Origin of the sequence: Bradyrhizobium sp. CCGUVB23, assembly GCF_024199885.1 — a bacterium.
In the GTDB taxonomy this organism is placed as follows: Bacteria; Pseudomonadota; Alphaproteobacteria; order Rhizobiales; family Xanthobacteraceae; genus Bradyrhizobium.
Map to the genome: position 1 here is coordinate 5,167,470 of NZ_JANADQ010000001.1, position 24,947 is coordinate 5,192,416.

Consider the following 24,947-nt stretch of genomic DNA (forward strand, 5'->3'; position numbering starts at 1 on the left):
CGGCTATGGACACGCCATGACCACCGATCGTCTTTTCGTCTATGGCACATTGATGCGCGGCTTCGACCATCCGATGGCGCGGCTCTTGGCGGCGCATGCGGATTTCCTTGGAGAAGCGACCTGCCGTGGCCGGCTCGTTCTCGTGAAGCACTATCCGGGGCTGCTGCTGTCGGACACGGCGTCCGATCTCGTACATGGCGAGCTGTTCCGCCTGCGCGCGCCTGACGAGCTCTTGCGCGAGCTCGACATGTACGAGGCCTGCGGCGAAGGTTTTCCCGAGCCCACTGAATACCTGCGCGCGCTGATCGACGTCACGCTTGCGGACGGCACCAGCGAGCAGGCTTGGACCTACGTCTACAACTGGCCGGTCACGGACCTGCCGCGCATCGCGTCCGGTCGTTTCCTCGAAAACTAAGCAGCCAGCACCTCGCGCACCACGCGCACGTCGACCTCGCGCTCGACGTAGGACCACTCCTCGGTCGTGCGCAGCATCGCGACCAGCTCCTCGAACAGCGAGGCGTGCGCCGGCGCATATTCGAACCAGGTCAGGAAGTCGAAGGGCTCGCCGAGATCACGGCAGTGATAGAGCTGCCGCGCGATCGCCGGCAGGAAGCGCAGGCTGCTCGCGATATGGTGCGACTTGTCCTCGAAGATCTTGCGCCGCTCGTCGGCCGTGAGGTCCCACCAGGCCGCCGATTTGCGGATCGGGATCAACGCCGCGCAAGTCGCCTCGGGACGGCCGAGCCCGGCCTGCATGGCGACGAGCTGCTCTTTCTCGGCCCGCCCGGTGTAGCGCAAATGGCTGGCGACGCCGACCAGCCGCCACGCATTGCGCGACGGCACCAGCGGCAGCGCGACGGCCTCGCTGTCGTTCACCGACAGCGCCGGCATGAATGGCAGGGGATCGCCCTTGACAGGCGCAATCGATGTGACGCGCCAGCCCCCGCTCTGGCCACCGCGAAACGTCCTGAACATGGCGCTATGGAAGCGTGGAAGCCGGCGCGGTTCAAGAGCGCCGCCCTTCGGGCGCCCCGGAATGACGGGGCCTGTGAATAGGTCGAATAACTCGGATAAGCCGGACAAACCTGACTTTCCGCCCCTTCGTCCCTATATCCCTAACCCTTCGCCCGACTCACATCGTTCGCGCTAGAATCACCGTATGCGCTTCACGCCCCAATTCCTCGACGAGCTGCGTGCCCGGCTTTCGGTTTCCGAAGTCGTGGGCAAGCGCGTGAAGTTGAAGAAGGCGGGGCGGGAGTGGAAGGGGCTCTCGCCGTTCCAGCAGGAGAAGACGCCCTCCTTCTACGTCAACGACCAGAAGGGTTTTTACCACGACTTCTCCTCCGGCAAGCACGGCGACATCATCGACTTCGTGATGGAGACCGACGGCCTGCCGTTTGCGGAGGCCGTGGAGCGGCTTGCGAACATGGCGGGCCTGCCGCTGCCGGCGGCAACTCCGGATGCAGCGCGTCACGAGCAGCGCCGCCGCACGCTGCATGACGTCATGGAGCTCGCCGCAAAGTTCTTTGCGGAGACGCTGGCCTCGCGGGTTGGCGCCAAGGCGCGCGGCTATCTCGCCGATCGCGCCATCTCGCCTGCAACGCAGTTGCAGTTCCGCCTCGGCTATGCGCCGCCGCCACCCGAGCGCTTCGCGCTGAAGGAGCATCTCGGCAAGCAGGGCGTCTCGGTCGAGGACATGATCGAGACCGGCCTGCTCGTCGCCGGCAACGACATTCCCGTGCCCTACGACCGCTTCCGCGACCGCGTGATGTTTCCGATCACGGACTTGCGGGGCCGCGTCATTGCCTTCGGCGGGCGGGCGCTCGAGAAGGACGTCCCGGCCAAATACCTGAACTCGCCGGAGACGCCGCTCTTCCACAAGGGCGACAATCTCTACAACCACCAGACCGCGCGGAAAGCTGCGCATGACGGTGCACCGCTGATCGTGGTCGAAGGCTATGTCGACGTCATCGCCATGGTCACTGCGGGCTTTGCCGGTGCGGTGGCGCCGCTCGGCACCGCGCTGACCGAAAGCCAGCTCGCACTGCTCTGGAAGATGGCGGACGAGCCGATCCTCTGCTTCGACGGCGACAAGGCCGGCCAGAAGGCCGCTTATCGTGCTGCGGACCTTGCCTTGCCGTTCCTTGCGCCCGGAAAGAGCCTGCGCTTCGCGCTGTTGCCGGAGGGGCAGGACCCTGACGATCTCGTGCGCTCTGGCGGACGCGGCGCGGTCGAGGAAGTGATCGCGGCGGCGCGGCCGCTTGCGGACGTGATCTGGTCGCGCGAGCTCGAAGGCGGCAGCTTTGTCACGCCCGAGCGCCGCGCCGCGCTGGAGGCGCGCATCAACGAGCTCAGCAACGGCATCCGCGACGAGGTCGTGCGGCGCTACTACCGCCAGGATCTCGCCGAGCGCCTCCAGCGCACCTTTGCGCCGGAAGGGGGCGGCCGCGGCGGCTTCGCCGGTCGCGGCAATTTCCGCTCGCAGCCCGGCCGCTCCTTCCAGCCCCGAGGCGGGGGCAGCGCGAATCGATTCGCCGGCCAGGGGCGCCGCGGCGGCCCGATTCCAGCCTCGATCCCCTCTGGTCCCTACCAGGCGGCGAGCCCGCAGCTCGCGGCAAGCCCGATCATGCGGGGGCAGCGCAGCGCCATTTCCCGCCGGGAGGCGCTGATTCTGCAAAGCCTGATCAATCACCCCTGGCTCCTGCACGACCATCTGGAGGAGGTGGCTGCGCTGGAGATCGCCCACCCGGAGGCCCACAAGCTCCGCGCCGGTATTATCGCCGCCTTCGCCAACGACCATCATCACAGCCCGGACCCCTCCGCGCAGGCCGAGAAGATGCGCGCCGACCTCGATCGGAGCGGATTTTCTCAGCTACTTCAAAGGGTTGATCGCGCCATTACGACCCAGGCCGTGTTCGGGGCGCGCGAGGGCGCGGCGCCGGATGACGTTCTTGCCACCTGGAATCAGCTCGTCGCCTTGCATCGGCAGTGGCATTCACTACTTAGGGAGCTGAAAGACGCCGAGCTGGCCTTGGGGGAAGACCCCAGCGAGGCCAATTTGGCGTGGCTGCGTGACGTCAAGGCCAGGATGGCCGAGGTCGACGGTACCGAAGCCCTGATCGAGGGTTTTGGCGAGCTGTCGGGCCGGTTTCAGAAGAGCGTGTAAAACGAAGAATCATGCGGACGGTTGGGGCCGGAACCGCAAAAAGACTCGCCAAATCCAAGGTTTGGCGGCAGAAACAGGGTTAATCGAGGCTTAACTGTCTTGTAGCACTTTGGCCAACAGGCGGCCGCAGGCATAACAGACGCGTCAGGAATAAATCCGCGCATTCGCTGTTTGGCACTCTACCTGCATTCGCCGGCGACGAAGGTGCTCACGAAGCGTTAGGCAAATCCGGCGAGAGAAGTTTTGGGGTGGCGAAAGAGGTTTGCGCCGCCCTTTCCGTGTCGAGAGCTGACGAAGCGAGAGCGTCGAAACAGGTTCAAGTGAATTCAGGCAGGCGCCGTGCGAGCCGCCTGTATGAAGCGCGTTTAGGAGCAATGGATGGCCACCAAGGCAAAGACGCTGCAGACGAAGGACAAGGAAAAGGACGACAAGGCAGCGGACGCTCCGGAGAAGGATTCCCAGGACGCGCCCTCACCGTTGCTCGACCTGTCCGACGCCGCAGTGAAGAAGATGATCAAGCAGGCCAAGAAGCGCGGCTTCGTGACCTTTGATCAGCTCAACGAAGTGTTGCCGTCCGACCAGACCTCGCCGGAGCAGATCGAGGACATCATGTCCATGCTCTCGGACATGGGCATCAACGTCACCGAAGCCGATGACAGCGAAGGCGAGGACGACAAGGACGAGGGCGGCGAGGACGAGAACGACAACGAGCTCGTCGAAGTCACCCAGAAGGCCGTCACCGAGGTCAAGAAGAGCGAGCCGGGCGAGCGCACCGACGATCCCGTGCGCATGTATCTGCGCGAGATGGGCACGGTCGAGCTCTTGTCCCGCGAAGGTGAAATCGCGATCGCCAAGCGCATCGAGGCCGGCCGCGAGGCGATGATCGCGGGCCTCTGTGAAAGCCCGCTGACCTTCCAGGCCATCATCATCTGGCGCGATGAGCTCAACGAAGGCAAGATCTTCCTCCGTGACATCATCGATCTCGAAGCGACCTATGCCGGCCCGGATGCCAAGGGCGGCATGAACACCGCTATGATCGGGGGTCCCGCCGGCGAGGGCGGTGAAGCGCCGGCCGAGGGCGGCGAAGCTGCTGTGGCGACTGCCGCCGCGCCCGCGCATGTTGCCCCGCCCGCGGCGCCCCCGTCGCCGACCCCGTTCCGTCCCGCGCCCGGTGTCGGCAACGGCACCGAGGCCGAGAAGGATCCGGGGGAAGCCGCCGCCGAAGCCGACATGGACGAGGACGACGAGTTCGAGAACCAGATGTCGCTGGCGGCGATCGAGGCCGAGCTCAAGCCGAAGGTCGTCGAAATCTTCGACAAGATCGCCGACAACTACAAGAAGCTGCGCAAGCTGCAGGAGCAGGACATCCAGAACCAGCTCGAGAGCACGACGCACGGCCCGTCGCTCTCGCCGCACCAGGAGCGCAAGTACAGGAAGCTGAAGGACGAGATCATCGTCGAGGTGAAGTCGCTGCGCCTCAACCAGGCCCGCATCGATTCACTCGTCGAGCAGCTCTACGACATCAACAAGCGCCTCGTCTCGCACGAGGGGCGCCTCATGCGCCTAGCCGACAGCCATGGCGTCGCGCGCGACGACTTCCTGCGCAACTATACGGGCTCGGAGCTCGATCCGCGCTGGCTCAACCGAGTGTCGAAACTTTCGGCCAAGGGCTGGAAGAATTTCGTCCATCACGAGAAGGACCGCATCAAGGACCTCCGTCACGAGGTGCATCAGCTCGCAGCCCTCACCGGTCTCGAGATCGGCGAGTTCCGCAAGATCGTGCACTCCGTGCAGAAGGGCGAGCGCGAAGCACGCCAGGCCAAGAAGGAGATGGTGGAAGCCAACCTCCGCCTCGTGATCTCGATCGCGAAGAAGTACACCAACCGCGGCCTTCAGTTCCTCGACCTGATCCAGGAAGGCAACATCGGCCTGATGAAGGCGGTCGACAAGTTCGAGTACCGCCGCGGCTACAAGTTCTCGACCTACGCGACGTGGTGGATCCGGCAGGCGATCACCCGTTCGATCGCCGACCAGGCGCGCACCATCCGCATCCCCGTGCACATGATCGAGACGATCAACAAGATCGTGCGCACCTCGCGCCAGATGCTCAACGAGATCGGCCGCGAGCCGACCCCGGAAGAGCTCGCCGAGAAGCTCGGCATGCCGCTCGAGAAGGTGCGCAAGGTCCTCAAGATCGCCAAGGAGCCCTTGTCGCTCGAGACGCCGGTCGGTGATGAAGAAGATTCACACCTCGGCGATTTCATCGAGGACAAGAACGCGATCCTCCCGATCGACGCCGCGATCCAGTCGAACCTGCGCGAGACCACCACGCGCGTGCTCGCCTCGCTCACGCCGCGCGAAGAGCGCGTGCTGCGCATGCGCTTCGGCATCGGCATGAACACCGACCACACGCTGGAAGAAGTCGGCCAGCAGTTCTCGGTGACGCGCGAACGCATCCGCCAGATCGAAGCCAAGGCGCTGCGCAAGCTCAAGCATCCGTCAAGGAGCCGGAAGCTGCGGAGCTTCCTGGATAACTGATCGGAAGGCCATTTTTGGCATCCAAAACGGCGGGCGGGAGCCCGCCGTTTCTTGTTTAGGCCACTACTGCGAGCTTAGTCGGATTACATCTTCATCGCGCGGTTTTCGATTGCCGCTGCCCCATACATTGTCAATCCGTCCGGCCTTGGCGAGGTCGACACAAATGTCCTTCACGTTTGTTTCCCGCAATATGAAAGGTTGCGCGTGGCGCTGCCGTTCACGCGGTTCTTCTACGACCGCTTTGCCGATCTGCTGTTTGCCTGGAATAAGCGGAGCGGGCGCTGGTGAGCGCCTGCCTGTGTCGGCTTACTTCTTCTTCGCCCCGACCCGTTCGATCCGCTTGATCTCGAGCGCCGGGCGGCCGGACTTTTCGGCGATCTCGCGGTCCTGTTCCATGATGAAGCTGCGTGCGGGTTCGTCGCCGTCGAGGCCGCTGAGCAATTCGGCAGGCACGCGACGGTTGGAGCGTTGGGAATCGTCTTCGTAGACGACGTTGAAGAAGGCGAATTCGCCTTTGGGATTGGTTCCAGGTTTTTTGGCCATGGGCGGCTTGTCGTCGATCAGAACGTCATAGTCAAATGGCTTTGCGATTTGCCGGTGGTCAGCGCGGGGCCTTGGTGGCAAAGCTTGTGGCCGCGGGACCGGTTGCGCAATCGATCGACGAAATCCGTTTGCAGGATGGAAGCGTCCGGCGCTTCGCAAGGTCCGATGCGCCCTTTGGTGCCCCTCCCTCAATAAACGGCGGGCCGAAAAGCCCGCCGTTTATTTTTGGTCTTCAGCGTCGCCCGGGGCTGGCAGGGGCAACAACTTAAGATAGAATTCTATCGCTGGATCGGTCTGCTGGCAAGATAAAATTGTGACAGGGCGATGTCGCTGCGTGCGTGACACACATAAGTTAATCGCTGTCGCGTTTATGTTTGAGATTCGAACGATTTGCTTGGCTGGTCAAACTATACCGATCACGGCGCCGCGATCGGAACTCGCCGCGTTTGTACGCAGCAGCAGCGGTTTGCATCGGTTCCATCGCGCTTCAATGGCCATTCGACGATGCGTGCACACTAACGCGACTCGTCGATCAGCTTCTGCGGCGCCAGGTGCAGCTTTCCGCCGCCGCATCCGCCGTCATCCTCCTTGCGTCCCTGCGCCATGATCGCGCTGCCCATCGCGGCCGAGCCGAAAGTGACGAGGAACGAGCCGAGCAGGAGGAAGATCGCGACGACCGGCGAACTGTCGGCGAAGATGAGATCGCGCAGATGTGCAGGATTCAGCCAGAGCAGCCCGCCGACGAGCAGCGTCGCGGCACAGGCGCCGATCGCGAGGTTGATGGCGAGCAGGCGGAACAGGGGCACGCGCAGGAGCGCGAGGCGCTTTCGTTGAGGATGTTGCTGATCGTTGGGCATGACGTACGGCTTTGTCTGCACCGGTAGATCGAAGTTAGCACCGGCGGGCGAGTCTTCAACCCGGTAACGGGCAGAATTTTCCGCTCGTCATTCCGGGACGTGCGTCAGCGCGAGCCCCGAATCCATCGCGGCATCGACTCTGCTGTTCAATAGATTCCGGGCTCGGCCCTTTGGGCCGCCCCGGAATGACAAGGAGGAGACGCGCAGCGTCACGCCGCCGGCGGGACGCGCTTGGCGGCCTCGTTCTCCTGCGTCGTCTCCTGCCGCGTGAGCATGGTCTGCCAAAGCGTGGCGATGCTCGCTTGCGTTTGCGGCACGATGAAGCAGTGGCCTTCATTGTCGAAGCCGCAGAACCGCGCGGATGCATCGCTCTTCACCACCGTCAACGCCTCGTTGATCATCTCCAGGCACGTGATGACCTGGCCGACGTCCTCGAGCCGCGTGTGGTGCAGAATGTCGATCAGGCGGAACGCCATTACGGTCGACGGACCGTAGGTGATGCCCGGACGACCGAATTCGAACAGCAGGTTGACTGCCGGGAAGACGCCGCGGATGTGGTCGAGGATGCCGGCGATGTTCTCCACGCTGCAAGCGACGAGATGGGCGGCCTGCGGCGGCGTGGCGTTTGGGGCTTGCGGCACCGGTCCCAGCGAAGCGCTCACCTGCTGCTCGATCCATTGCCGCACCGGCGCCGGCGCGTTGCGGATCTGGTCCGCGGTCAGTGTGATTCCGATCATGCAGCTCTCCTTTCACGCCAGTCTAGAAAAGCGCACGCGGAAAGATATTGATGCGGATCAACCGCACCACTTTGACGGTCGTGATGTTCCCGGGCACGTTCGCCCGCATGCTTCGCGCACGTGTTTCGCGGAAAAATGACTTGAGGGGCTTTTGCCGCGATCGAACCGTCCGCGATGCCGCGACGACTAATGGGCTGACCCGAACGGTCAATGCCCTGCACTTCACCGCGACTTCAGACGCTCCCGCCACCGCCCGCAATGCCCGTCCTTATAGCGCAGAACCTGCTGACTGCGGTCGCCAATGGGCTGCCGCTCTATGGCGTGCTCTATCGCGGCACGGATCCGTTCCAGGTTTTGATGCTCTACTGGATGGAAACTGCGGTCGCGGGCTTCTGGATGCTGATGACGTTGGCGCGCCTGCCGCAGGCGCTGCTCGGCGACATCACCGTCAACGGCCGCACGCGGCGTGCCACCAATTCCGACATGGTGAAGTTGTTTAGCGCCGTGCTGCTCGTGTTCATGGCCGGGCACCTCCTGTTCCTGTGGGTGATCTTTTCCGGCGACTGGTCGCAGCGTGTCTCCGGTCCGCTGAGCTTCGTGCAGGCCTTCGTCCTTCATTCCGGCGCCTGGGCGCCGCTGACGCTGATGTTCCTTGGCGGGCTCGTTGGATATGTCCGTATGCGGGCGAGGCCTCATGCGCCTGATGCAGGGACCGCGGACGCTTTCGGGTCCGTCGTCGGTGCCACGCTGGTCCGGATCGTGATGATGCAGGCCGGCATCATCTTCGGCGGGATGTTGGCGCGCAGCTATGGCAGCCGCGCACCCTTCCTCATCCTGATTGGATTGAAGACGTTGTTTGATATGAGACGCCGCTAGCAGATGAGTCTCTCATAGCTTTGACGTGCCTGATTTTCCGGGGCATGATCGCCAGCGCTTTGCGTAAATCATCTCAGGAAAATTCGATATGCTGCGATTCGGTCTGGCCATCGCGTTCATTGTTCTCTTGGCCAGCGGCTCGGCGCGGGCCGCCCGCTGTGGCAGCGACTTTAATGCGTTCGTCGCCGGCATGGCTTCGGAGGCGCAGGCCGCTGGCGTTTCGGCGAGCGTGACCAGCGCGGCGTTCAGCGGCGTGACCCAGGACGGCGCGGTGCTCGCGTTCGACCGGCGCCAGCGCTACACCTTCAACAAGAGCTTCGAGCAGTATGTTTCGACCCGCGTCGGTCCCGGCCGCATCAATGGCGGGCGCGCGCTGCTCCAGCGCCATGCCGCGCTGCTCTCGCGCATCGAGCAGCAGTTCGGCGTGCCCAGGCAGATCCTGGTCGCGATCTGGGGACTGGAGAGTGATTTCGGCAAGGGCGACATGGGCAAGCTGCCGGTGATCCGGACGCTCGCAACCCTCGCACATGATTGCCGACGCACCGAGCTGTTCCAGGGCGAACTGCTCGCCGCGCTCAAGATCGTGCAGCGCGGCGACCTGCCGCTGCGCGACCTGATCGGCGCCTATGCCGGTGAGATCGGGCAGACGCAGTTCCTGCCGTCGTCCTACATCAAGTACGGCGTCGATTTCGACGGCGACGGCCGCGTCGACCTCCGCCACAGCGCCGCCGACGTGCTCGCCTCGACCGCGAACCTCTTGCACACCAACGGCTTCAAGATGGGCCAGCCCTATGGCGAAGGCACCGCCAATTTCGAAGCCATGCGCGAATGGAACAGGGCGCTGATCTATCGCAAGACCATCGGCTATTTTGCCGATCGGCTGATGGGGCAGTGAGGAGAAATTCGTAGGGTGGGCAAAGGCGCAGCGCGCCGTGCCCACCTCTTTCGCGGACTCACACGGTGGGCACCCTCGCTTTGCTCACCTACGAACCGCGCTCGCAATGACGAGCTTGTGGCAAGCGCCGTCCCGTGCTTCCGGTGTCATCGCCCGCCTCGTGCGCAATTGCGCACGGGAGCGGGCGATCCAGTATTCCAGAGGCGGTGACGAAGGCGGAGAAGCCGCGGCGTACTGGATTCCCCGCTTTCGCGGGGAATGACGGTGGTGTGGTGAGGCCGCAGCCTTGCGCCCACCACGCGAGCCACACCTCACTTCCCCTGCGCCATCTTCTCCAGCCGTCGCTGCAACGGCTTCCAATACGTTGCCGGGCGGAAGCGCTGCAGGAGATCCATGAAGCGGGCGTCGTTGCCGATCAGGATGCGTGGCTCGTTGCGCTCGATGCCCCTGATGATGCGCAGTGCAGCGTCCTTCGGCGTTGTCCTCGCCGCGGCCTCGAAGCGCTCGATCGACTGCGCGCGGCGGGCATTGTCGGTGACGCCGACGCCGGCGCGCGAATTGCGTACGATGTTGGTGGCGATGCCGCCGGGATGCACCACCGACAGCTTCACCTGGCTTGCCGCGACGTCAAGCTCGTGGCGCAGGCTTTCAGAGAAGCCGCGCACCGCGAATTTCGCGGCCGCATAGGCGGTCTGTCCGGGCGGTGCGATGATGCCGAAGATCGAGGAAACGTTGACGATATGCGCCGCCTCCCGCGTCTTCAGATGCGGCAGGAAGGCGCGCGTGCCGTGCACCACGCCCCAGAAATTGATGTTGAACAGCCACTCCATCTGCGCCTGGTCGATCTCCTCGAACGAGCCCAGCAGCGCGACGCCGGCATTGTTGACGAGGATGTTGAGCTCGGGGTGTTCCGCGACCGCCTCGGTCGCGAACCGCGCAATCTCGCTTGGCTCTGCGACATCGACGCGATGCACGCTGACCTTGGTTTTGCCGCCGATCTCGGCGGCCAGCGCCTTCAGTCCGGCCTCGTCGCGATCGGCGAGCGCGAGATCGCAGCCGCGCTGGCAGAACTCGATCGCCAGCGCGCGGCCGATGCCGCTCGAGGCTCCCGTGATGGCGGCGGCGCCGCGGATCGCTGTCATGGTGGGCTCCATGGGTTCAAAGAAGGGAACACTACTTACAATATTTGGTCCGGAGCCGAACCAATTCGCGGTTCCCTTTTTAACCTACGATAGTTGAGGTCCATGACCAGCAATATCAGGAGCAGCCTATGGGACAGGCCCGGCCATTTCGTTCGGTGGCACTGATTGTCGAGGACGATGCCATGCAGCGCGAGATGCTCAGCCTTCTCTTGGAGGAGAGCGGCTATCACGTCATCCAGTGCGAGAGCGGTGACGATGCCCGGCATGTCCTCGACGTCGCGGGTGGCACGCTGTGCCTAATGATGACCGACGTGCAGCTCGCCGGGCACGTGAACGGGGTCGAACTGGCCCATATCGCCAAGGCGCGCAATCCGGGGCTGGACGTCGTCGTCACCTCCGGCCGGCCGTTGACGCAAGCCTTGCCCGACGGCGCAAAATTCTGGCCAAAACCCTGGGCGCCGCTGGACGTGCTGCGGGAGGCCGAGTTCGCACAGATGTCCTGACCGCCGTTCGGGCGTCGCTTTCTCGCCGTCAAATGCGATGATAAGGTCCGGTCATGACCTTGTCCTTCCTGCTGACATCCCTGATCGTAGTCGCTTCACCAGGCACCGGCGTGCTGTATACGTTGGCGGCGGCGCTGACGCGCGGCTCGCGGGCGAGCGTTGCCGCAGCCTTCGGCTGCACGCTCGGCATCGTGCCGCATATGACGGCGGCGATGCTTGGGCTCGCCGCCGTGCTTCACACCAGCGCGCTCGCCTTTGCGGCGCTGAAATGGTGCGGGGTGGTGTATCTGCTCTACATGTCCTGGCAGGCGCTGCGCGAGACCGGGGCGCTGGCGGTGGAGGGGCGGATCAAGGAGCGTTCGAGCTGGCGGGTGATCGTCACGGGATTTTTGATCAACATCCTCAATCCAAAGCTCTCGATCTTCTTCCTCGCCTTCCTGCCGCAGTTCATTGCCGCTGATGAGGCCCATGTGCTGGCGCGGATGCTGGAATTGAGCGGCGTCTTCATGGCGATGACCTTTGCCGTGTTCGTGGTCTACGGCCTGTTCGCCGCCTCCGTCCGCGAGCGCGTCATTTCCCGTCCCCACGTCATGGCCTGGCTGCGCCGCAGCTTTGCCGCCGGCTTCGCCGCACTGGGCGCCAAGCTGGCGTTTGCGGAGCGGTAGCGCTCTCCCTCCCGGCCAACAAAAAAGCGGGCCTTGCGCCCGCCGTTTCTTAGACCCGTCCCACTGACGCCCGGGCGGAGCGAGGCTCCACCCGGGCAAAGAACAAGAAGTAGCGTTACTTCTTCTTCGCCTTCTTGGCCTTCTTCGCCTTCTTCGCCTTCTTCGCTTTCTTAGCCATAGTATCCTCTCAAGGGTTAATGGTGGAACGCGACACGAGGGATGCTCGGCGGAGGGCCAGCCTCGCAACATCCTCGACACTAAACTCAGCAGATTCGCGGGCGCCTGCCCCGCGCTGTCACGCCGCTGTCATCGCGTTATCCACAGCTCAAACGCTTTTACGGGTGATTTCCGTCCGCGAATCCGCCTCGCCGGCGTCCTTCGGGACGCCCGCGCGGCATGGCTAACGATCCGGCGACGCACGCGCGGCGTTCATCAATCCAAAACCAAAGGCGCGCTTTCGCGGATCGCGGTGAGACTCCGTTAAGCGCGCCACGCGCATTGTCCCCCGCAACAAGACGGGGATGGCTATGGACGGACGGCTGCCAAACGGAGAGGGCGCGACGATGCACGTCGCGCGGTCGCCATGCTGAGCGTGTCGACACTCTGGATCGTCATCGTCCTCAACTTCTCGGCGCTGGGCCTGATCTGGGCCTACGTGGCCAACGCTTATCCCAAATTCGAGGCGGCGCGGTTCTGGACGGCGGCTGCGGTGCTGGCTGCGGTCGGCGCCGGCATCAGCATGCTGCGCGGCGTAATGGATCAACGCTTTCCGCTGATTGCCGGCGGCGGGCTGATGATCTTCTCGTCCTGGCTCGCCTGCATGGGCGTGACGCGGTTCTACAACAAGCCGATATCCTGGCCCACCGCGATCGCGGTCTCGCTGCTGACCACGGCAGGCCTCGCCTGGTTTCTGGTCGTGATCGACTACATGCCCGCGCGCGTCGTGATTTATTCGCTGGGTCAGTCGACACCGATCCTGATGGTGCTGCCGCTTCTCCTCGGCAAGCAGGATGGCCGGGAAAATCCAGGCGCGCGGCTCGCCGCGATCGTCGCCTTCATGCTGCTCGCCGCCCAGTTGATCCGTTCCGTCGCCGCGCTGATCGGACTTGGCGGCGCCATCACCGCAATCAATTTCAACGGATTGCAGGCCGCGCTGATCCTGGTGCTGGTGTTCCTGGCGATGGCCTGGAATTTCGGCTGCCTGTTGATGGCGATCGAGCGCCTGCGCAATGAGGTCGCCGATCTCGCGCTGCTCGACGACCTCACGGGCGTAGCCAACCGGCGGCACCTGTTGCAGCGCCTCACCGAGGAATGCGCCCGGTCAGAGCGGAGCGGAAAGCCGTTCTCGCTGCTGGTCATCGATCTCGACGGCTTCAAGGCCATCAACGACACCCATGGACATGCCGCGGGCGATGCCTGCCTGCAGCATTTCACCCTGATGGCGCAGACGCGCCTCAGACCCGGCGACATGCTCGCCCGCACCGGCGGCGACGAGTTCTGCATCGTGCTGCCGTCCTCGACCCAGACCGAGGGCGCGCTGATCGCCAGCCGTGTGCTGGAGGTTTGCCGCAGGGATGCCGAAACCTGCTCAGGAGGCGAGATTCCGATCGCTGTCTCGATCGGGATCGCCCAGTGGGAGCGCGGCATCGGTCAATTCCCCGACCGGCTGATGGCGAACGCCGACCATGCGCTCTATGCCGCCAAGAAAAGTGGCAAGAATGATTTCGCGATCTACGATGCCGCGCCGCCGATCCAGCCGGACCTGCCGCACGTGCAAACCGAAGTGGCACGCAAGTTCGCCTGACCTATGTTAAGGCGGAGGGGCAACGGACCATTCCACCTCATGCTTTCCCGCCTTCTTGCGGCGCTGCTCGCCGCGTTTGCACTCCTCGCTCCGGCCGCCGCAACCGATCCCGGCCTCGCCAGACTGGCGCGGGCGTCCGGCACGCCGACGATTCCCGGCCTGAACATGGTCTGGCTGGCGCCGTGGGGTGACGTCACTGCTGCCCATGCCTGGCACAACATCATCGTGCACCAGACCGAGGGGCCGGCGGGATCTGCCCGCATGGGGGCGCTGGCACAATCGAAAAACCCGACGCGGCGCGGCGTCACGGTATGGGTCGAGACCGACGGCACGGTCTATTGGGCGGTGGCTGAGAATCTCGTGCCGACCCATGGCGATGGCGCCAATCGCAACGACAACGCCTTCATCGACAACTCCGCGACTTACCATCAGGTCGTGCGCGACAACTCGATCGGTGTCGAGTTCGCCGGGAATTTTCCGGATGTGACGACGGGGCCGACCGGGGCGCAGATTGCGGCGTGGCGCATCCTCGTGGCCGTCCTGCGGGCGCGCTACGCCATCCCGCTCGACCACGTCTATGCGCACAACTGGATCGACTTCAAGGACGGACGCTACTGCGAAGGCTGTGCTTTGGCCAAGATGGCAAGGGAGTGGGGTGAGTAGAGGGGATTCGGATGTCTCCGCAAGGCGCGAGCCGAACGTCACGCTCGATGCCGGGGGCCGCCGGTTTGCGTCCGGCAACCGGGGGCCGAAACCGCCGGTGCCGGACTGCAAATCAAAAGCGACCGCTTTCGACTTTCTTCGTCATCCCCACCGGGCCTTCCCATGCTCAGGGAAATGCCTTGGGAAGGTCGGCGGAAGGCTTCGTGACGATCTGGTGTGCATCGCGCCAGATCACCTCGCGCTGGCGCGAGGTTGTAATCACGCGCACCGGCAGGCCACCCTCCTCAAGCAGCCAGGCGCAGTAGTGCGCGCGGCTGACAGCCTCGCGGGCTTGGGGATCGAACCAGCAAATGCCCCAGATCGAATCGCGCCGCTTGAAGTGCCGCGCGATGCGCCCAGGAATCGGCAGATGCTGTGCGAACCACGTGAACTGGTCTGAGAGCTCTTGCCGAATCCAATCGGGACAGTTGTTTCGATGGATATACCAGGACGCACGAAAGAAGCCGCTCTCCACGCGGCTGTGCGGGTGGATGAGCGGTGTAACGAACCGCAAATACATGACAACACGGCGTACGCCGTGTTGCGTCACGCCCCTCGTAGCCGGATTGAATGAACGGAAGAACAGCCGCGAAGCGGCGTTCAGCTCATGACCGATCGCCGATCACCGATGGGCGGCGGCGGTCAAAACGTGTCGATCTGAATTTCATGCCGCCTCCCTTCCGAGCGTTGAACAAAAAAGGGCGCGATATCGCGCCGGGGCGCAGCACATACACCAGCAAACGTCCTGCGACAAGCGTGATTGATTGGGAATGATTGACTGGGAAGCGTTGATCACGCTTTCGACGTCACCGTTCTCAATTGCGGTCGAGCCGCAGCCTGCGCCTTTGAGAACGCGCCAAGCCAACTGCGGTGGCAGTGCTCCAATCATTGACCAAAAAAAGCCGGCGTTGCCGCCGGCTTTCTGTCTCTTCGATCCGCCAATTTCTGGCGCTGAAAAATCTCGCGCTTAGTGCGCGGCTTCTAGCGCTGCTTGTTCCTGCTTCGCGATCGTGCCCTTGACCGCGGCCTGCACCTTCTCGAAGGCGCGGACCTCGATCTGGCGGACGCGCTCGCGCGATACGCCGAACTCGGCTGCGAGGTCTTCCAGCGTCATCGGCTCGTCCGCAAGGCGCCGCGCCTCGAAGATGCGGCGTTCGCGCGGGTTGAGCACGCCCATGGCGCCGTTCAGGGCGTCACGGCGATGATCGTATTCCTCGTGCTCGGCCATCAAGGCTTCCTGGTTGGGCGAGGTATCGACCAGCCAGTCCTGCCATTCGCCGGCCTCGCCGTCGTCGCGGATCGGTGCGTTCAGCGACGCGTCGCCGCCGAGGCGGCGGTTCATGTCGATGACGTCCTGAGCCGTGACGCCGAGGCGGCTCGCGATCAGCTTCACCTGGTCGGGGTGCAGATCACCCTCGTCCAGCGCCGAGATCTTGCTCTTCGCCTTGCGCAGGTTGAAGAACAACTTCTTCTGGTTCGCGGTGGTGCCCATCTTCACGAGCGACCAGGAACGCAGGATGTACTCTTGAATCGACGCCTTGATCCACCACATGGCGTAGGTGGCGAGACGGAAGCCCTTCTCGGGCTCGAATCGCTTCACCGCCTGCATCAGGCCGACATTGCCTTCCGAGACGACCTCGGAGATCGGCAGGCCGTAGCCGCGATAGCCCATGGCGATCTTGGCCACGAGACGGAGGTGGCTGGTGACGAGTTGATGCGCCGCGTCGCGATCGTCGTGCTCGCGCCAACGCTTGGCGAGCATGTACTCCTGCTGGGGCTCCAGCATGGGGAACTTGCGGATCTCGGCGAGGTAACGGGAAAGGCCGGATTCTCCATTCAGAACCGGCAACGTGGCTGCACGGGCCATACTTGCGCCCTCCAAAGGTTCAGGCCCCCGATAGCGGCGGGCCAGGCAGACGACCGCTGTGTTAAAGCCGGCCGGGCTGCGATGTTCCGCGTCCGATCATCTTCGAACGCAGGCGCAATATACCCCATGGGGGGTCATTTAGGGAAGGATTACTGACGTCACGTCCCCGTGTGGCTGCTATAACTTTTTGTAATGTAAAGCTTTTCTGAAGGGGCCTGCGTCATAGCGCCGCTTTCAGCCTGCCCTGGAGAAGAAGCAAATCCTCCGGCAGAGGCTGTTCCCAGTGCAGCAGTTCTCCGCTTCGCGGGTGCTCAATTACCAGTAGATAGGCATGCAAAGCCTGCCGGCCAAGGGCGGCCAGCGCCCCTTGCGATTCAGGCCCGAGCTGGTTCGCCTTGGTCTTGAAATGGGGGCCGTAGACGGCATCGCCCAGCAGGGGGTGGCCGATATGGGACAGGTGGACGCGGATCTGGTGGGTGCGGCCGGTCTCGAGCTCGCAGGCGAGCAGCGAGGCCACCGGCTTGCCGTCGCGCCCGGCAAAGCTCTCCATGATTTCCCAATGGGTCACCGCCGCGCGGCCGCTTTGCCGGACCGCCATCTTCTCCCGCGCGTGCGGGTGGCGGTCGATCGGCGCATCGACCGTGCCGCGCTGGCGGTTCGGCACGCCCCAGGCAAAGGCAAGATAGCCACGCCGCATCTCGCCGGTGCGGCCGTGGTCGGCGAATTGCGCCGACAGTGACTGGTGGGCGAGGTCGTTTTTGGCGACCACCATCAGCCCGGTGGTGTCCTTGTCCAGCCGGTGCACGATGCCGGGCCGGCGCACCCCGCCGATGCCGGACAGCGAGTTGCCGCAATGGGCGATCAGCGCGTTCACCAGCGTGCCCGTCTCGTGCCCGGCCGCTGGGTGCACGACCAGGCCGGCGGGCTTGTTGATGACGATGATGTCGTCATCCTCGAACACGATATCGAGCGCGATATCCTCAGCCTTGGGCTCGGCGGGGGCGGCTTCCGGCACGTCGATTGTGATCGTATCGCCCGGAGCGACGTGATAAGCGGGGTCGCGGATCGCCTCCGAACGAAACGTCACCGAGCCCGCCAGAATCAGGGTTTTCAGCCTTGATCGCGACAGGTCCGGCAGGCGGGCGGCCAGCACCCGATCGAGCCGGGCCGAACCCTCGTCGCCGGCGACGACAACCTCCAACTTTTGCGCTGACCCAGAGCCCTGCATGACGACCGAAACCGCTGTTCCCGAACCGACCCCCGAGCAAGCCGCGCTGTTCGCGCGGGTGCGGCGGATGATGCTGATCGCGGGGTTGACCACGGCGCTGGCGATATGCGCCGTGCTGATCGCGGTGGGCTACCGCCTTTTCAAGTCCGAGGGAAGGGCGGCCGAGGCCGTAGGTGACGTCACCGCCACCCTGCCGAAGGGCGCCAGGATCGTCTCGAGCGGGGTCGCCGGAGACCGACTCGTGATCACGCTCGACGTCGGCGGAGTGACCGAAATCCGCACCTACGACGCCCACACACTGAAGCCGGCTGGAAAGCTGAAATTTGCCAACGAGCCGTAGCGCGGACGACACGCGTTGTGACTGAAATCGTTGATCGGTCCTTGGTCAGTGTTGTCCTGTCCCGCAACTTCTGATTTAGCTTCAGTCCGGGGAATATGGGCTGGGACTGGGAATGGGTGGTATCAAGTCACGCGTCGTAGCAATTGCGCTCGTCATCGGGTGGGTCGGATGCACTGGTGCTGCGGCGCTTGCAGCGCAGCCCAACCAGGCCGGACCTCAGACCAAACCGGCAGGATCTCCTGCGCAGTCCAAACAACTCACAGCTCAGGTCAAACCAAAGGAAGCTCGGCTCGCGCGGCTGTATTTCCTGCGGGAGAAGGGCATTTTCGGCGCGATGGGTGGGCTGGCTGCCTCTTCGGAGATCAAGATCGACGGCAAGCCCGTGGGCAAGATCGAGATGGGGTCGTATTTCGTTGTCGATCGTCCGCCGGGCGTCCACAAGATCGCCTCGCACACCACGATGGCCATGGCGGACTACGAGGTCGAAGTCCCGATCGAGGCCGGCCAGACCTATTACTTCGGGGTCGGGACGCAGCGGACCGGCCCCATCGGTCAGGACCTGCTCAACCAGGCTATCGCAGGCAGCAGCGGGCAGCAGATCCGATCGACGTCGCCATTGAAGTCCGCATTTGCCGGCGCGGGGCTGTTTCGGCCGGAGCCGGCCGCCGGCGCTGCCGCGATCGAGAAACTCAAGACGCCTTGAGTGTTCCCGGCGGTTTCGCTGGTGAGCAGCGCCCCGCCCGGCCATCACATGGTTAAGCTTGAGCCGCGGTCACTTTGCATAACAGGCCTTTTCGCCCCTGATCGAGGCTTGCCGCCAGCGGAATTCGCGGCTATGTCGTGTCCCTCACGCTCCCTTCGTCTAGCGGTTAGGACGCGGCCCTCTCAAGGCTGAAACAGGGGTTCGATTCCCCTAGGGAGCGCCAGCAATCTCAGGCACTTAGGTAGCCATCAGCCGCGTTCGTTGAATAATGGTTGAATAAGACGCTGGTGAACAGCGGCGAACGCTTGTGAAATTTGTTGACGATATTGGCAGACCAGCCTCGGCGCGACGCCTCACTGTGCCTGGCGCATTCGCGAAAAATTTTCTCGTCGCCCGTTGGTGTCCGGAAGTATCCAAACCGCCGCTGACGTACGCTATCGGCGGTTCAAGGCCCTGGCCGAGCAGGTTGATCGGCGTGTGCGCTCGGGCCGGCCGCTGATGCGGGAGACGATCGCCAGTCTCAGTATGACCGAGCGCGACGTCCCTCCGCTTGAGCGCGATGCGGAAACCGTGTCCGGTCGTTCAGAAGATCAGATCGACGTCCTCGCGGACGCCGCTCCAGACGTGGAATCTAAGCAGATGGCTGCCGTCCAGGAGGACGGCAGCAACCGCAACTTTCGAAATTTACCAAACGCGTTCTGCTGACTCGACTGAGTCGGCCGGAAGGAGGGCAGGCCAGGTCCCGCTCGTCCCATCTGCCGCACCCACAATCCCCGAGGCAAGTGCCGCGGGGCGACTTCCGAAATCGCGGTTGATACTCGGCGTTTTTCTGCCGTTTGCGGCAGGCTACTATCTCTCCTATCTGTTCCGAACGATCAATACGCTGATATCTGAACCCCTTTCGGCCGACCTTAGTCTGAATGCCGGCAGTCTCGGGCTGCTGACATCTGTGTATTTCCTGATCTTCGGGGCCGCCCAGATTCCAATCGGAATCTTGTTGGATCGCTTTGGCCCACGGCGGGTTCAGAGCGCCTTGTTGCTGGGCGCGGCCCTAGGGGCCGCTCTGTTCGGTGCTTCGAACGGATTCCTGTCGCTCCTGCTCGCCCGCGCAATGATTGGACTCGGCGTCGCGGCCGCATTGATGGCTGGTCTGTAAGCGATCGTTCTCTGGTTTCCCAGAGAACGGGTCGCGCTGATGAACGGCTATATGATCATGCTCGGTGCTTTGGGTGCGGTGACGGCAACCCGACCTGCCGAATGGTTGCTGAATGCAATGGGTTGGCGCGGAATATTCGAGGTTTTGGCGATCACAACGCTCGCGGCCGCCCTTCTAATCTTTCTAGCGGTCCCGGAGAGCAAGATTGCACAGAAGGCACGACCGGCAGGGCTTCGGCTGGAAGCGATCTTCGGGGATCGACGTTTCTGGCGAATTGCACCTCTTTCCGCGAGCTGCGTCGGGGCGGCCTGGTCGTTGCAGGCATTGTGGGCCGCGCCCTGGCTCAGGGATGTCGAGGGACTGAACCGCGAAGCCTTGGTGAACCAATTGTTCGTCATGGCGATCGGCATTTGCGCCGGCGCCCTCCTGCTGGGCACGATTGCCGACCGGTTGCGAAGGCGCGGTATCGGTTCGGAAACGCTGCTCGCAGTGATGGCGTTACTGTTCGTCTTGGCTGAGCTCGCACTGATCCTGCGTCTACCGCTTCCGTCGATGCTGCCATGGTCAGTGGTTGCTGTTGTCGGCGCCGCCACTGTCCTCAGCTACGCGACGATCGCAGAATACTTTCCAACCGAACTCGCGGCTCGCGCCAATGGAAGCCTGAACGTCTTGCATTTCGGGTGGGCCTTCGCGGTTCAGTGTGGAACCGGACTCATACTGGAGCAATGGTCCGTTCAAGATGGGCATTATCCACTAATTGCCTACCAAGTTGCCTTTGGCTTGAGCGTTGCCGTACAAGTTGCGGCGCTGACTTGGTTTAGCGTTCCCTGGATTCGAGAATTGTTTGGGTGGATTGACAGATCCCTAGTGCATCACCGTTGGCCATATGGGGATTCGCTGGATGCAATCATTCCACCTGCCGATATCTCGATTATGGAGACGCATGAAAGCGCCGAGTGGTAACGCCGGTCGCTCCATCGCTATTCCGTACTCGCTTCTTCGAGTCGAATCTTCTGGGGACGGCGTGCCGTCCGGTTGCGAGCAGCCGCTCAGATCGTGCCCGTGTCGTCACGACCAGGTCGGCACGCGGATAGCGTCCAGCGCCACCGGACGGAGATCCGAGACACCGTCAAGCTCAACGCCGCGGAAGCGCAGAGAAGTGGTTCCACACTCTTCATGATGTGCAGGACGCGATCCGTTTCGCTCTGGGACGCCCCGCGAGGTACTGCCGGCGGAACACGCAGGAAGCGAACGTTGGCTGGTCAGGCCGACTGCGGCAGGGCTTGGCCGCCGCTCTGGTGGGCTTGGCTCCGGCTTCTTCGGCGAGATTTGACCTGCCTCAAAAAGCGCACACTACTTCGGAGCTATTTTATTTGAAACGGAGGAGGCCAATGGACGAGACGTTCAGGCGTAAAATCCTTCAGCTTCTGAATCAGCACCGGACCATGAGGATCGCGACTTTGCGACCTGACGGTTGGCCCCAGGTGACTACCGTCGGCTACGCCAACGATGGGCTGGCTATCTATTTCCTATGCGGAGCGGACAGTCAGAAGGCAGCTAACTTGGCGAGGGACGATCGCGTTTCGCTTGCCGTGGATAGCGATACCGCGCAAGTGATGGACATCACTGGCCTATCGATGGCGGCGCGCGCGAAGATCGTAACGGATCCCGCTGAATTCGAAAAAGCCTTGCGGTTCCTGATCTCGCGATATCCGAACCAGAAGGGCCTTGATCTCCCGATGCCGAAAACGTCGGACGTCTGCGTCTTCCGCCTGACACCCACGATCGTCTCTCTTCTCGACTACTCATTGGGATTTGGACATACCGACCTGATCGCCTGCTAAACAGCCGCATCTTGCCTTGAGGCGCGCGGTGCGCTCGAAGTGAACACTGACAATTGCCGTTCGGATTCGCGGCCGGACCGCATGTGAAGGTGACCGAAAAAAGAGGCCGGCCCGGTAGCCCGCCTCAACCGCAGGACAGGCCGAGCAGCCGTGACGAACGACCTCGGCATGTAGTTGAACGGCATCCGCAACACTCAATGATAGGCGTGCTCGGGCCTAGAGTGGCGCGAGCCGCGGAGGTGAAACATTACGTTGGAGGCACTCTTCATAGCGCAGGTCGTGGTGCTGCTCTTTGCCGGCCGCCTCCTTGGCGAAGCCATGCAGAGGATGGGCCAGCCCGCGGTGATGGGACAACTGCTCGCAGGCCTCTTGCTGGGACCATCGGTTTTTGGAGTCATTTGGCCGGAGGCGCAGCAGGCGCTTTTCCCGGCGGGTCGCGAGCAGAAAGCGATGCTCGAGGCGGTTTCCGATCTCGGAATACTGATGCTCTTGCTGCTGACCGGAATGGAAACGGATCTCAAGCTGGTCAGGAAGGCAAGGCGTGCCGCTATCAGTGTGTCAGCGGCGGGCATTGCACTGCCTTTTGCGCTCGGCGTGACGGTCGGGCAGTTCTTACCTGATTCCATGTTACCGCGCCCCGACCAGCGGTTGATCACTTCATTGTTTCTGGGAACTGCTCTCTCGGTCGCATCCGTCAAGATCGTGGCGACGGTCGTGCGCGAGATGAAGTTCATACGCCGCAAGGTCGGAATGACGCTCCTTGCTTCCGCAATTATCGACGATACGGTCGGCTGGACCATCATCGCTATCACGTCCAGCCTGGCATTGCACGGCCAGCTCAATGCGACGATCCTCTTTCAAAGTATATTCGGGACAGGTCTTTTCCTGTTTGTCAGCTTCACGCTGGGCCGGCGCTTCGTGTTCAGTTTGATCCGCTGGACCAACGACACGTTCGTCAGCGAGGCGCCCGTGGTCACCGTGATCTTGATCGCGATGGGCGTGATGGCGCTGATAACGTATTTAATCGGGGTCCACACCGTGCTCGGTGCCTTCGTCGCCGGAATTCTCGTCGGTGAATCGCCAATCTTGACCCGCCATATCGACGAGCAGCTGCGTGGAATGGTTGTGGCTCTTTTCATGCCAGTGTTTTTTGCACTGGCCGGTCTTAATGCAGATTTGTCCATCCTTGCGGACCCCAGACTCCTCGCGCTGACCTGCGGGCTTATTGCCATCGCGAGCGTCGGAAAGTTCAGTGGGGCCTTTCTCGGCGGCACCGTGGGTGGATTGACCGGGCGGGAATCGATGGCGTTGGCTTGCGGCATGAATGCGCGCGGTTCAACCGAGGTGATCGTCGCTTCCATTGGCCTGTCGCTTGGCGTGGTCAATCAGGATCTCTTCACGATGATTGTGACGATGGCAATCGTTACTACTCTCTCGATGCCACCCAGTCTGCGCTGGGCGTTGTCAAGGCTGCCGCTTCACGAGGAGGAGCGATCTCGACTCGAGCACGAGGCATTCGAAGCGAAAGGATTTCTCAGCAAGGTGGAGCGCCTGCTTGTCGCCGCTGATGACAGTGCGAATGGCAAACTTGCCGTGCGTCTGGCCGGCCTCATCGCAGGATCCCGGGAGATTGCGACAACTGTCCTTCATCTCGGAAGCGGAAGGCCTGAAGCCGTCCTGAGCGCGGTGACTGCCAGTTCCTCCGCGTTCGCGAAAAGAGAGAGAAGGACAACGCCCCATGTGATGCTCCGCACCAGTGCCGTCGCGAGCGACTCGGCTGTCGGCAGGGAAATTCAGAGGGGCTACGGCTTAATTGTCATTGGCATTGACAGGACCGAGGCGCAACAGGGGGGATTCAATGAAGAGATCGCGCGCATCGCGGCGATTTATGAAGGTCCGCTCGCAGTGGTGGTCGCACGGGGACCGAATCTAGATATGGCTCGCGAAGAGGCCCTGAACATTCTAGTGCCGGTGAGGGGCAACAAGGTTTCGCGTCGGGCTGCCGAAGTTGCACTTGCGATCGCGAAGATGAGCAGCAGCCCGATGACCGCTCTCTATGTTCTCGGTACGGTGGGTCTTGGTGCTGCCCAGCGCCGGTTGCGGCGCCCTACGACAACCCACCACTACGAAGAAGCGGTGCTGAAGGATATCGTGGAGTTGGCGGATCGCGAAGGCCGATCGATCCGCACGGCGTTGCGTCTCGACGTTTCCCCCGAGGATGCGATCCTTCGGCAGGCTCGCTTAGGGCGTTACAACTTGATCGTGCTGGGGGTAGGTCGTCCGGCCGGCGACACGCTTTTCTTCGGGAAGGTGGCAGCGGCCGTCCTTGAGAATGCCGACTGTTCAATCCTTTTTGTGTCGAGTTAAGTCCTGCCTTTCCGCGGCAGACCAGAAAGGAGTGATTGATCCTGCTCGAACCACGCAGCCGGTTTGGCATGAGCTGGCAGCTCTCCGGGCATTTGGTCGTTCCCGGGACGGGATGGGCCATCCAAGCCGCGTGTTCCGGCCTGAAAAGTGAGAACAGCCTCCATTTCCAATTCGCCAGATGTAGATGATGATTCGCATCCCATCTTGGGCTCCATCAGGGATATGACGAATACCCTCCTTTGGACGCGGACAGCCAGAGGCCCGCCCTCCACGCCCTCATTTGTGTCATTCAGCGCCTTGTGGCTCATGCTTTGAGGCAGTCAGTTAGGGCGCGCAGATGTGAAACAGCCTCCTTGAGGCGCTGGCATTCTGATAGCTGCGCGTCGAGCACCTTGAGACGTTTCTCAACACGTAGAAATTCTGCGTCAGAAATCCTTGGCTTTCTCGCGAAACTCCATCTCGCAAAGCGATTCGGTTCGTCAAGAACTCGCTTTAGACGAGCCACAAGACCAGTCCGTTCGGCGAGCAGTTCTCGAGCTGCGGCCTCGATCGAAATTTCGATCGACGAAACGCGCTTCTCATCAATCTCTGCGTCGCGTTCCGGCGAGCGAGCTCGAAAGCTTGCCACCGCACGTTCTAAGTCCGTTGAAAACATCGCAAGCATCTTCAAACAAACGCAACTAATGTCGCTGCACGACGAACCGAACTCCAATCCACTGTTTCAATTCCCATAGCAACTTGGCACGTCTACTTACCTTTCCATCAGCGGTCAGGGTGAGGAAGAATTCTTCGTTTCGCATGCGTTCGTTGATGTTATCGAACACGAACAGCTTGGCGCCACCTTCGGAGACGTCCTTCAATCGCCCGGCAACGGACCAAGTTCCATCGATGGCCACCGCGTTGACTTCATGCTCGTGTTCAATGACAACCCGCTTAGTGGTCCGCTTATTACGCTTGTCCATGGGCATGTTCGCTTGCAATGACATCGGAGTGAAATGACGGTACACACACAAT

24 protein-coding genes, 1 tRNA gene and 2 pseudogenes are annotated in these 24,947 nt (G+C 62.6%); 17 read left to right on the forward strand and 10 right to left on the reverse strand.

Annotated elements, in window-relative coordinates; translation table 11 throughout:
* The first annotated feature begins 16 nt into the window (after window positions 1-16).
* The gene (locus NLN62_RS23935) at window positions 17-415 is read left to right on the forward strand and encodes a gamma-glutamylcyclotransferase (RefSeq protein WP_027525247.1); all 399 of its coding nucleotides are present in this window, start codon (window positions 17-19) and stop codon (window positions 413-415) included.
* On the opposite strand, the gene NLN62_RS23940 is transcribed toward NLN62_RS23935, so the two are convergent.
* A complete protein-coding gene (locus tag NLN62_RS23940) occupies window positions 412-975 on the reverse strand; it encodes a chlorite dismutase family protein (RefSeq protein WP_254110433.1) in 564 nt (187 codons plus the stop codon). The genes NLN62_RS23935 and NLN62_RS23940 overlap by 4 nt on opposite strands.
* Before the next feature lie 184 nt (window positions 976-1,159).
* On the opposite strand from NLN62_RS23940, the gene dnaG reads away from it, so the two are divergent.
* The 3 genes and pseudogenes from dnaG to NLN62_RS23955 form a co-directional block, all read left to right on the forward strand.
* Window positions 1,160-3,166, forward strand: coding sequence for a DNA primase (dnaG, locus tag NLN62_RS23945; RefSeq protein WP_254110434.1), 2,007 nt, complete (start codon window positions 1,160-1,162; stop codon window positions 3,164-3,166).
* A gap of 378 nt (window positions 3,167-3,544) precedes the next feature.
* Window positions 3,545-5,704: an RNA polymerase sigma factor RpoD gene (rpoD, locus tag NLN62_RS23950; RefSeq protein WP_027525250.1), complete on the forward strand. Its 2,160-nt coding sequence runs from the start codon at window positions 3,545-3,547 to the stop codon at window positions 5,702-5,704.
* Window positions 5,705-5,905: 201 nt separating this feature from the next.
* A pseudogene (locus NLN62_RS23955) lies at window positions 5,906-5,992 on the forward strand (thiol-disulfide oxidoreductase); the annotation flags it as partial.
* 18 nt (window positions 5,993-6,010) lie between these two features.
* On the opposite strand, the gene NLN62_RS23960 reads toward NLN62_RS23955, so the two are convergent.
* The 3 genes from NLN62_RS23960 to NLN62_RS23970 form a co-directional block, all read right to left on the reverse strand.
* Complete coding sequence (locus NLN62_RS23960) at window positions 6,011-6,247, reverse strand: hypothetical protein (RefSeq protein WP_027525251.1); 237 nt, start codon at window positions 6,245-6,247, stop codon at window positions 6,011-6,013.
* A gap of 515 nt (window positions 6,248-6,762) precedes the next feature.
* Window positions 6,763-7,104, reverse strand: coding sequence for a hypothetical protein (locus tag NLN62_RS23965; RefSeq protein ID WP_027525252.1), 342 nt, complete (start codon window positions 7,102-7,104; stop codon window positions 6,763-6,765).
* A 209-nt stretch (window positions 7,105-7,313) separates the two neighbouring features.
* A complete protein-coding gene (locus NLN62_RS23970) occupies window positions 7,314-7,841 on the reverse strand; it encodes a hypothetical protein (RefSeq protein WP_027525253.1) in 528 nt (175 codons plus the stop codon).
* Between the two features lie 258 nt (window positions 7,842-8,099).
* Here NLN62_RS23970 and NLN62_RS23975 point away from each other — a divergent pair, with 258 nt between their 5' ends.
* Window positions 8,100-8,717: a DUF6498-containing protein gene (locus tag NLN62_RS23975; RefSeq protein WP_254110435.1), complete on the forward strand. Its 618-nt coding sequence runs from the start codon at window positions 8,100-8,102 to the stop codon at window positions 8,715-8,717.
* Between the two features lie 88 nt (window positions 8,718-8,805).
* A complete protein-coding gene (locus tag NLN62_RS23980) occupies window positions 8,806-9,612 on the forward strand; it encodes a lytic murein transglycosylase (protein WP_027525255.1) in 807 nt (268 codons plus the stop codon).
* A gap of 311 nt (window positions 9,613-9,923) precedes the next feature.
* On the opposite strand, the gene NLN62_RS23985 is transcribed toward NLN62_RS23980, so the two are convergent.
* Window positions 9,924-10,754 carry an SDR family oxidoreductase gene (locus NLN62_RS23985; protein WP_254110436.1) on the reverse strand — a complete coding sequence of 277 codons (831 nt, stop codon included), beginning with the start codon at window positions 10,752-10,754 and terminating at the stop codon, window positions 9,924-9,926.
* A gap of 128 nt (window positions 10,755-10,882) precedes the next feature.
* On the opposite strand from NLN62_RS23985, the gene NLN62_RS23990 reads away from it, so the two are divergent.
* From NLN62_RS23990 to NLN62_RS24005, 4 genes are all read left to right on the forward strand, one after another.
* Window positions 10,883-11,257 carry a response regulator gene (locus NLN62_RS23990; protein ID WP_027525257.1) on the forward strand — a complete coding sequence of 125 codons (375 nt, stop codon included), beginning with the start codon at window positions 10,883-10,885 and terminating at the stop codon, window positions 11,255-11,257.
* A 53-nt stretch (window positions 11,258-11,310) separates the two neighbouring features.
* On the forward strand, window positions 11,311-11,922 hold the full coding sequence (locus NLN62_RS23995) for a LysE family translocator (RefSeq protein WP_027525258.1): 612 nt from the start codon (window positions 11,311-11,313) through the stop codon (window positions 11,920-11,922).
* A 583-nt stretch (window positions 11,923-12,505) separates the two neighbouring features.
* Window positions 12,506-13,726 carry a GGDEF domain-containing protein gene (locus NLN62_RS24000; RefSeq protein WP_254110437.1) on the forward strand — a complete coding sequence of 407 codons (1,221 nt, stop codon included), beginning with the start codon at window positions 12,506-12,508 and terminating at the stop codon, window positions 13,724-13,726.
* 39 nt (window positions 13,727-13,765) lie between these two features.
* Window positions 13,766-14,389 carry a peptidoglycan recognition family protein gene (locus NLN62_RS24005; RefSeq protein ID WP_254110438.1) on the forward strand — a complete coding sequence of 208 codons (624 nt, stop codon included), beginning with the start codon at window positions 13,766-13,768 and terminating at the stop codon, window positions 14,387-14,389.
* Window positions 14,390-14,555: 166 nt separating this feature from the next.
* On the opposite strand, the gene NLN62_RS24010 is transcribed toward NLN62_RS24005, so the two are convergent.
* The 3 genes from NLN62_RS24010 to NLN62_RS24020 form a co-directional block, all read right to left on the reverse strand.
* Window positions 14,556-14,978, reverse strand: a complete 423-nt coding sequence (locus NLN62_RS24010) for a hypothetical protein (protein ID WP_254110439.1) — start codon at window positions 14,976-14,978, stop codon at window positions 14,556-14,558.
* Window positions 14,979-15,395: 417 nt separating this feature from the next.
* Window positions 15,396-16,295, reverse strand: coding sequence for an RNA polymerase sigma factor RpoH (gene rpoH / locus NLN62_RS24015; RefSeq protein WP_027525262.1), 900 nt, complete (start codon window positions 16,293-16,295; stop codon window positions 15,396-15,398).
* Between the two features lie 220 nt (window positions 16,296-16,515).
* A complete protein-coding gene (locus NLN62_RS24020) occupies window positions 16,516-17,523 on the reverse strand; it encodes an RluA family pseudouridine synthase (protein ID WP_254110440.1) in 1,008 nt (335 codons plus the stop codon).
* On the opposite strand from NLN62_RS24020, the gene NLN62_RS24025 reads away from it, so the two are divergent.
* From NLN62_RS24025 to NLN62_RS24055, 7 genes and pseudogenes are all read left to right on the forward strand, one after another.
* Complete coding sequence (locus tag NLN62_RS24025; RefSeq protein ID WP_254110441.1) at window positions 17,522-17,863, forward strand: hypothetical protein; 342 nt, start codon at window positions 17,522-17,524, stop codon at window positions 17,861-17,863. The two genes, NLN62_RS24020 and NLN62_RS24025, sit on opposite strands and share 2 nt — an antisense overlap.
* Before the next feature lie 112 nt (window positions 17,864-17,975).
* Window positions 17,976-18,566 (forward strand): DUF2846 domain-containing protein, encoded by a 591-nt coding sequence (locus tag NLN62_RS24030; protein WP_254110442.1) that lies wholly within the window; start codon window positions 17,976-17,978, stop codon window positions 18,564-18,566.
* A 148-nt stretch (window positions 18,567-18,714) separates the two neighbouring features.
* Window positions 18,715-18,789, forward strand: a tRNA-Glu gene (locus tag NLN62_RS24035).
* Window positions 18,790-18,965: 176 nt separating this feature from the next.
* Window positions 18,966-19,271 carry a hypothetical protein gene (locus tag NLN62_RS24040; protein WP_254113885.1) on the forward strand — a complete coding sequence of 102 codons (306 nt, stop codon included), beginning with the start codon at window positions 18,966-18,968 and terminating at the stop codon, window positions 19,269-19,271.
* 64 nt (window positions 19,272-19,335) lie between these two features.
* Window positions 19,336-20,685: pseudogene (locus NLN62_RS24045) on the forward strand (MFS transporter).
* Window positions 20,686-21,113: 428 nt separating this feature from the next.
* Window positions 21,114-21,566, forward strand: a complete 453-nt coding sequence (locus NLN62_RS24050) for a pyridoxamine 5'-phosphate oxidase family protein (protein WP_254110443.1) — start codon at window positions 21,114-21,116, stop codon at window positions 21,564-21,566.
* Between the two features lie 252 nt (window positions 21,567-21,818).
* Window positions 21,819-23,933, forward strand: coding sequence for a cation:proton antiporter (locus NLN62_RS24055; RefSeq protein ID WP_254110444.1), 2,115 nt, complete (start codon window positions 21,819-21,821; stop codon window positions 23,931-23,933).
* A gap of 304 nt (window positions 23,934-24,237) precedes the next feature.
* Here NLN62_RS24055 and NLN62_RS24060 read toward each other — a convergent pair whose 3' ends face one another.
* Window positions 24,238-24,588, reverse strand: a complete 351-nt coding sequence (locus tag NLN62_RS24060) for a hypothetical protein (protein WP_254110445.1) — start codon at window positions 24,586-24,588, stop codon at window positions 24,238-24,240.
* A gap of 25 nt (window positions 24,589-24,613) precedes the next feature.
* A complete protein-coding gene (locus NLN62_RS24065) occupies window positions 24,614-24,895 on the reverse strand; it encodes a PilZ domain-containing protein (RefSeq protein ID WP_254110446.1) in 282 nt (93 codons plus the stop codon).
* Between the last annotated feature and the right edge of the window lie 52 nt (window positions 24,896-24,947).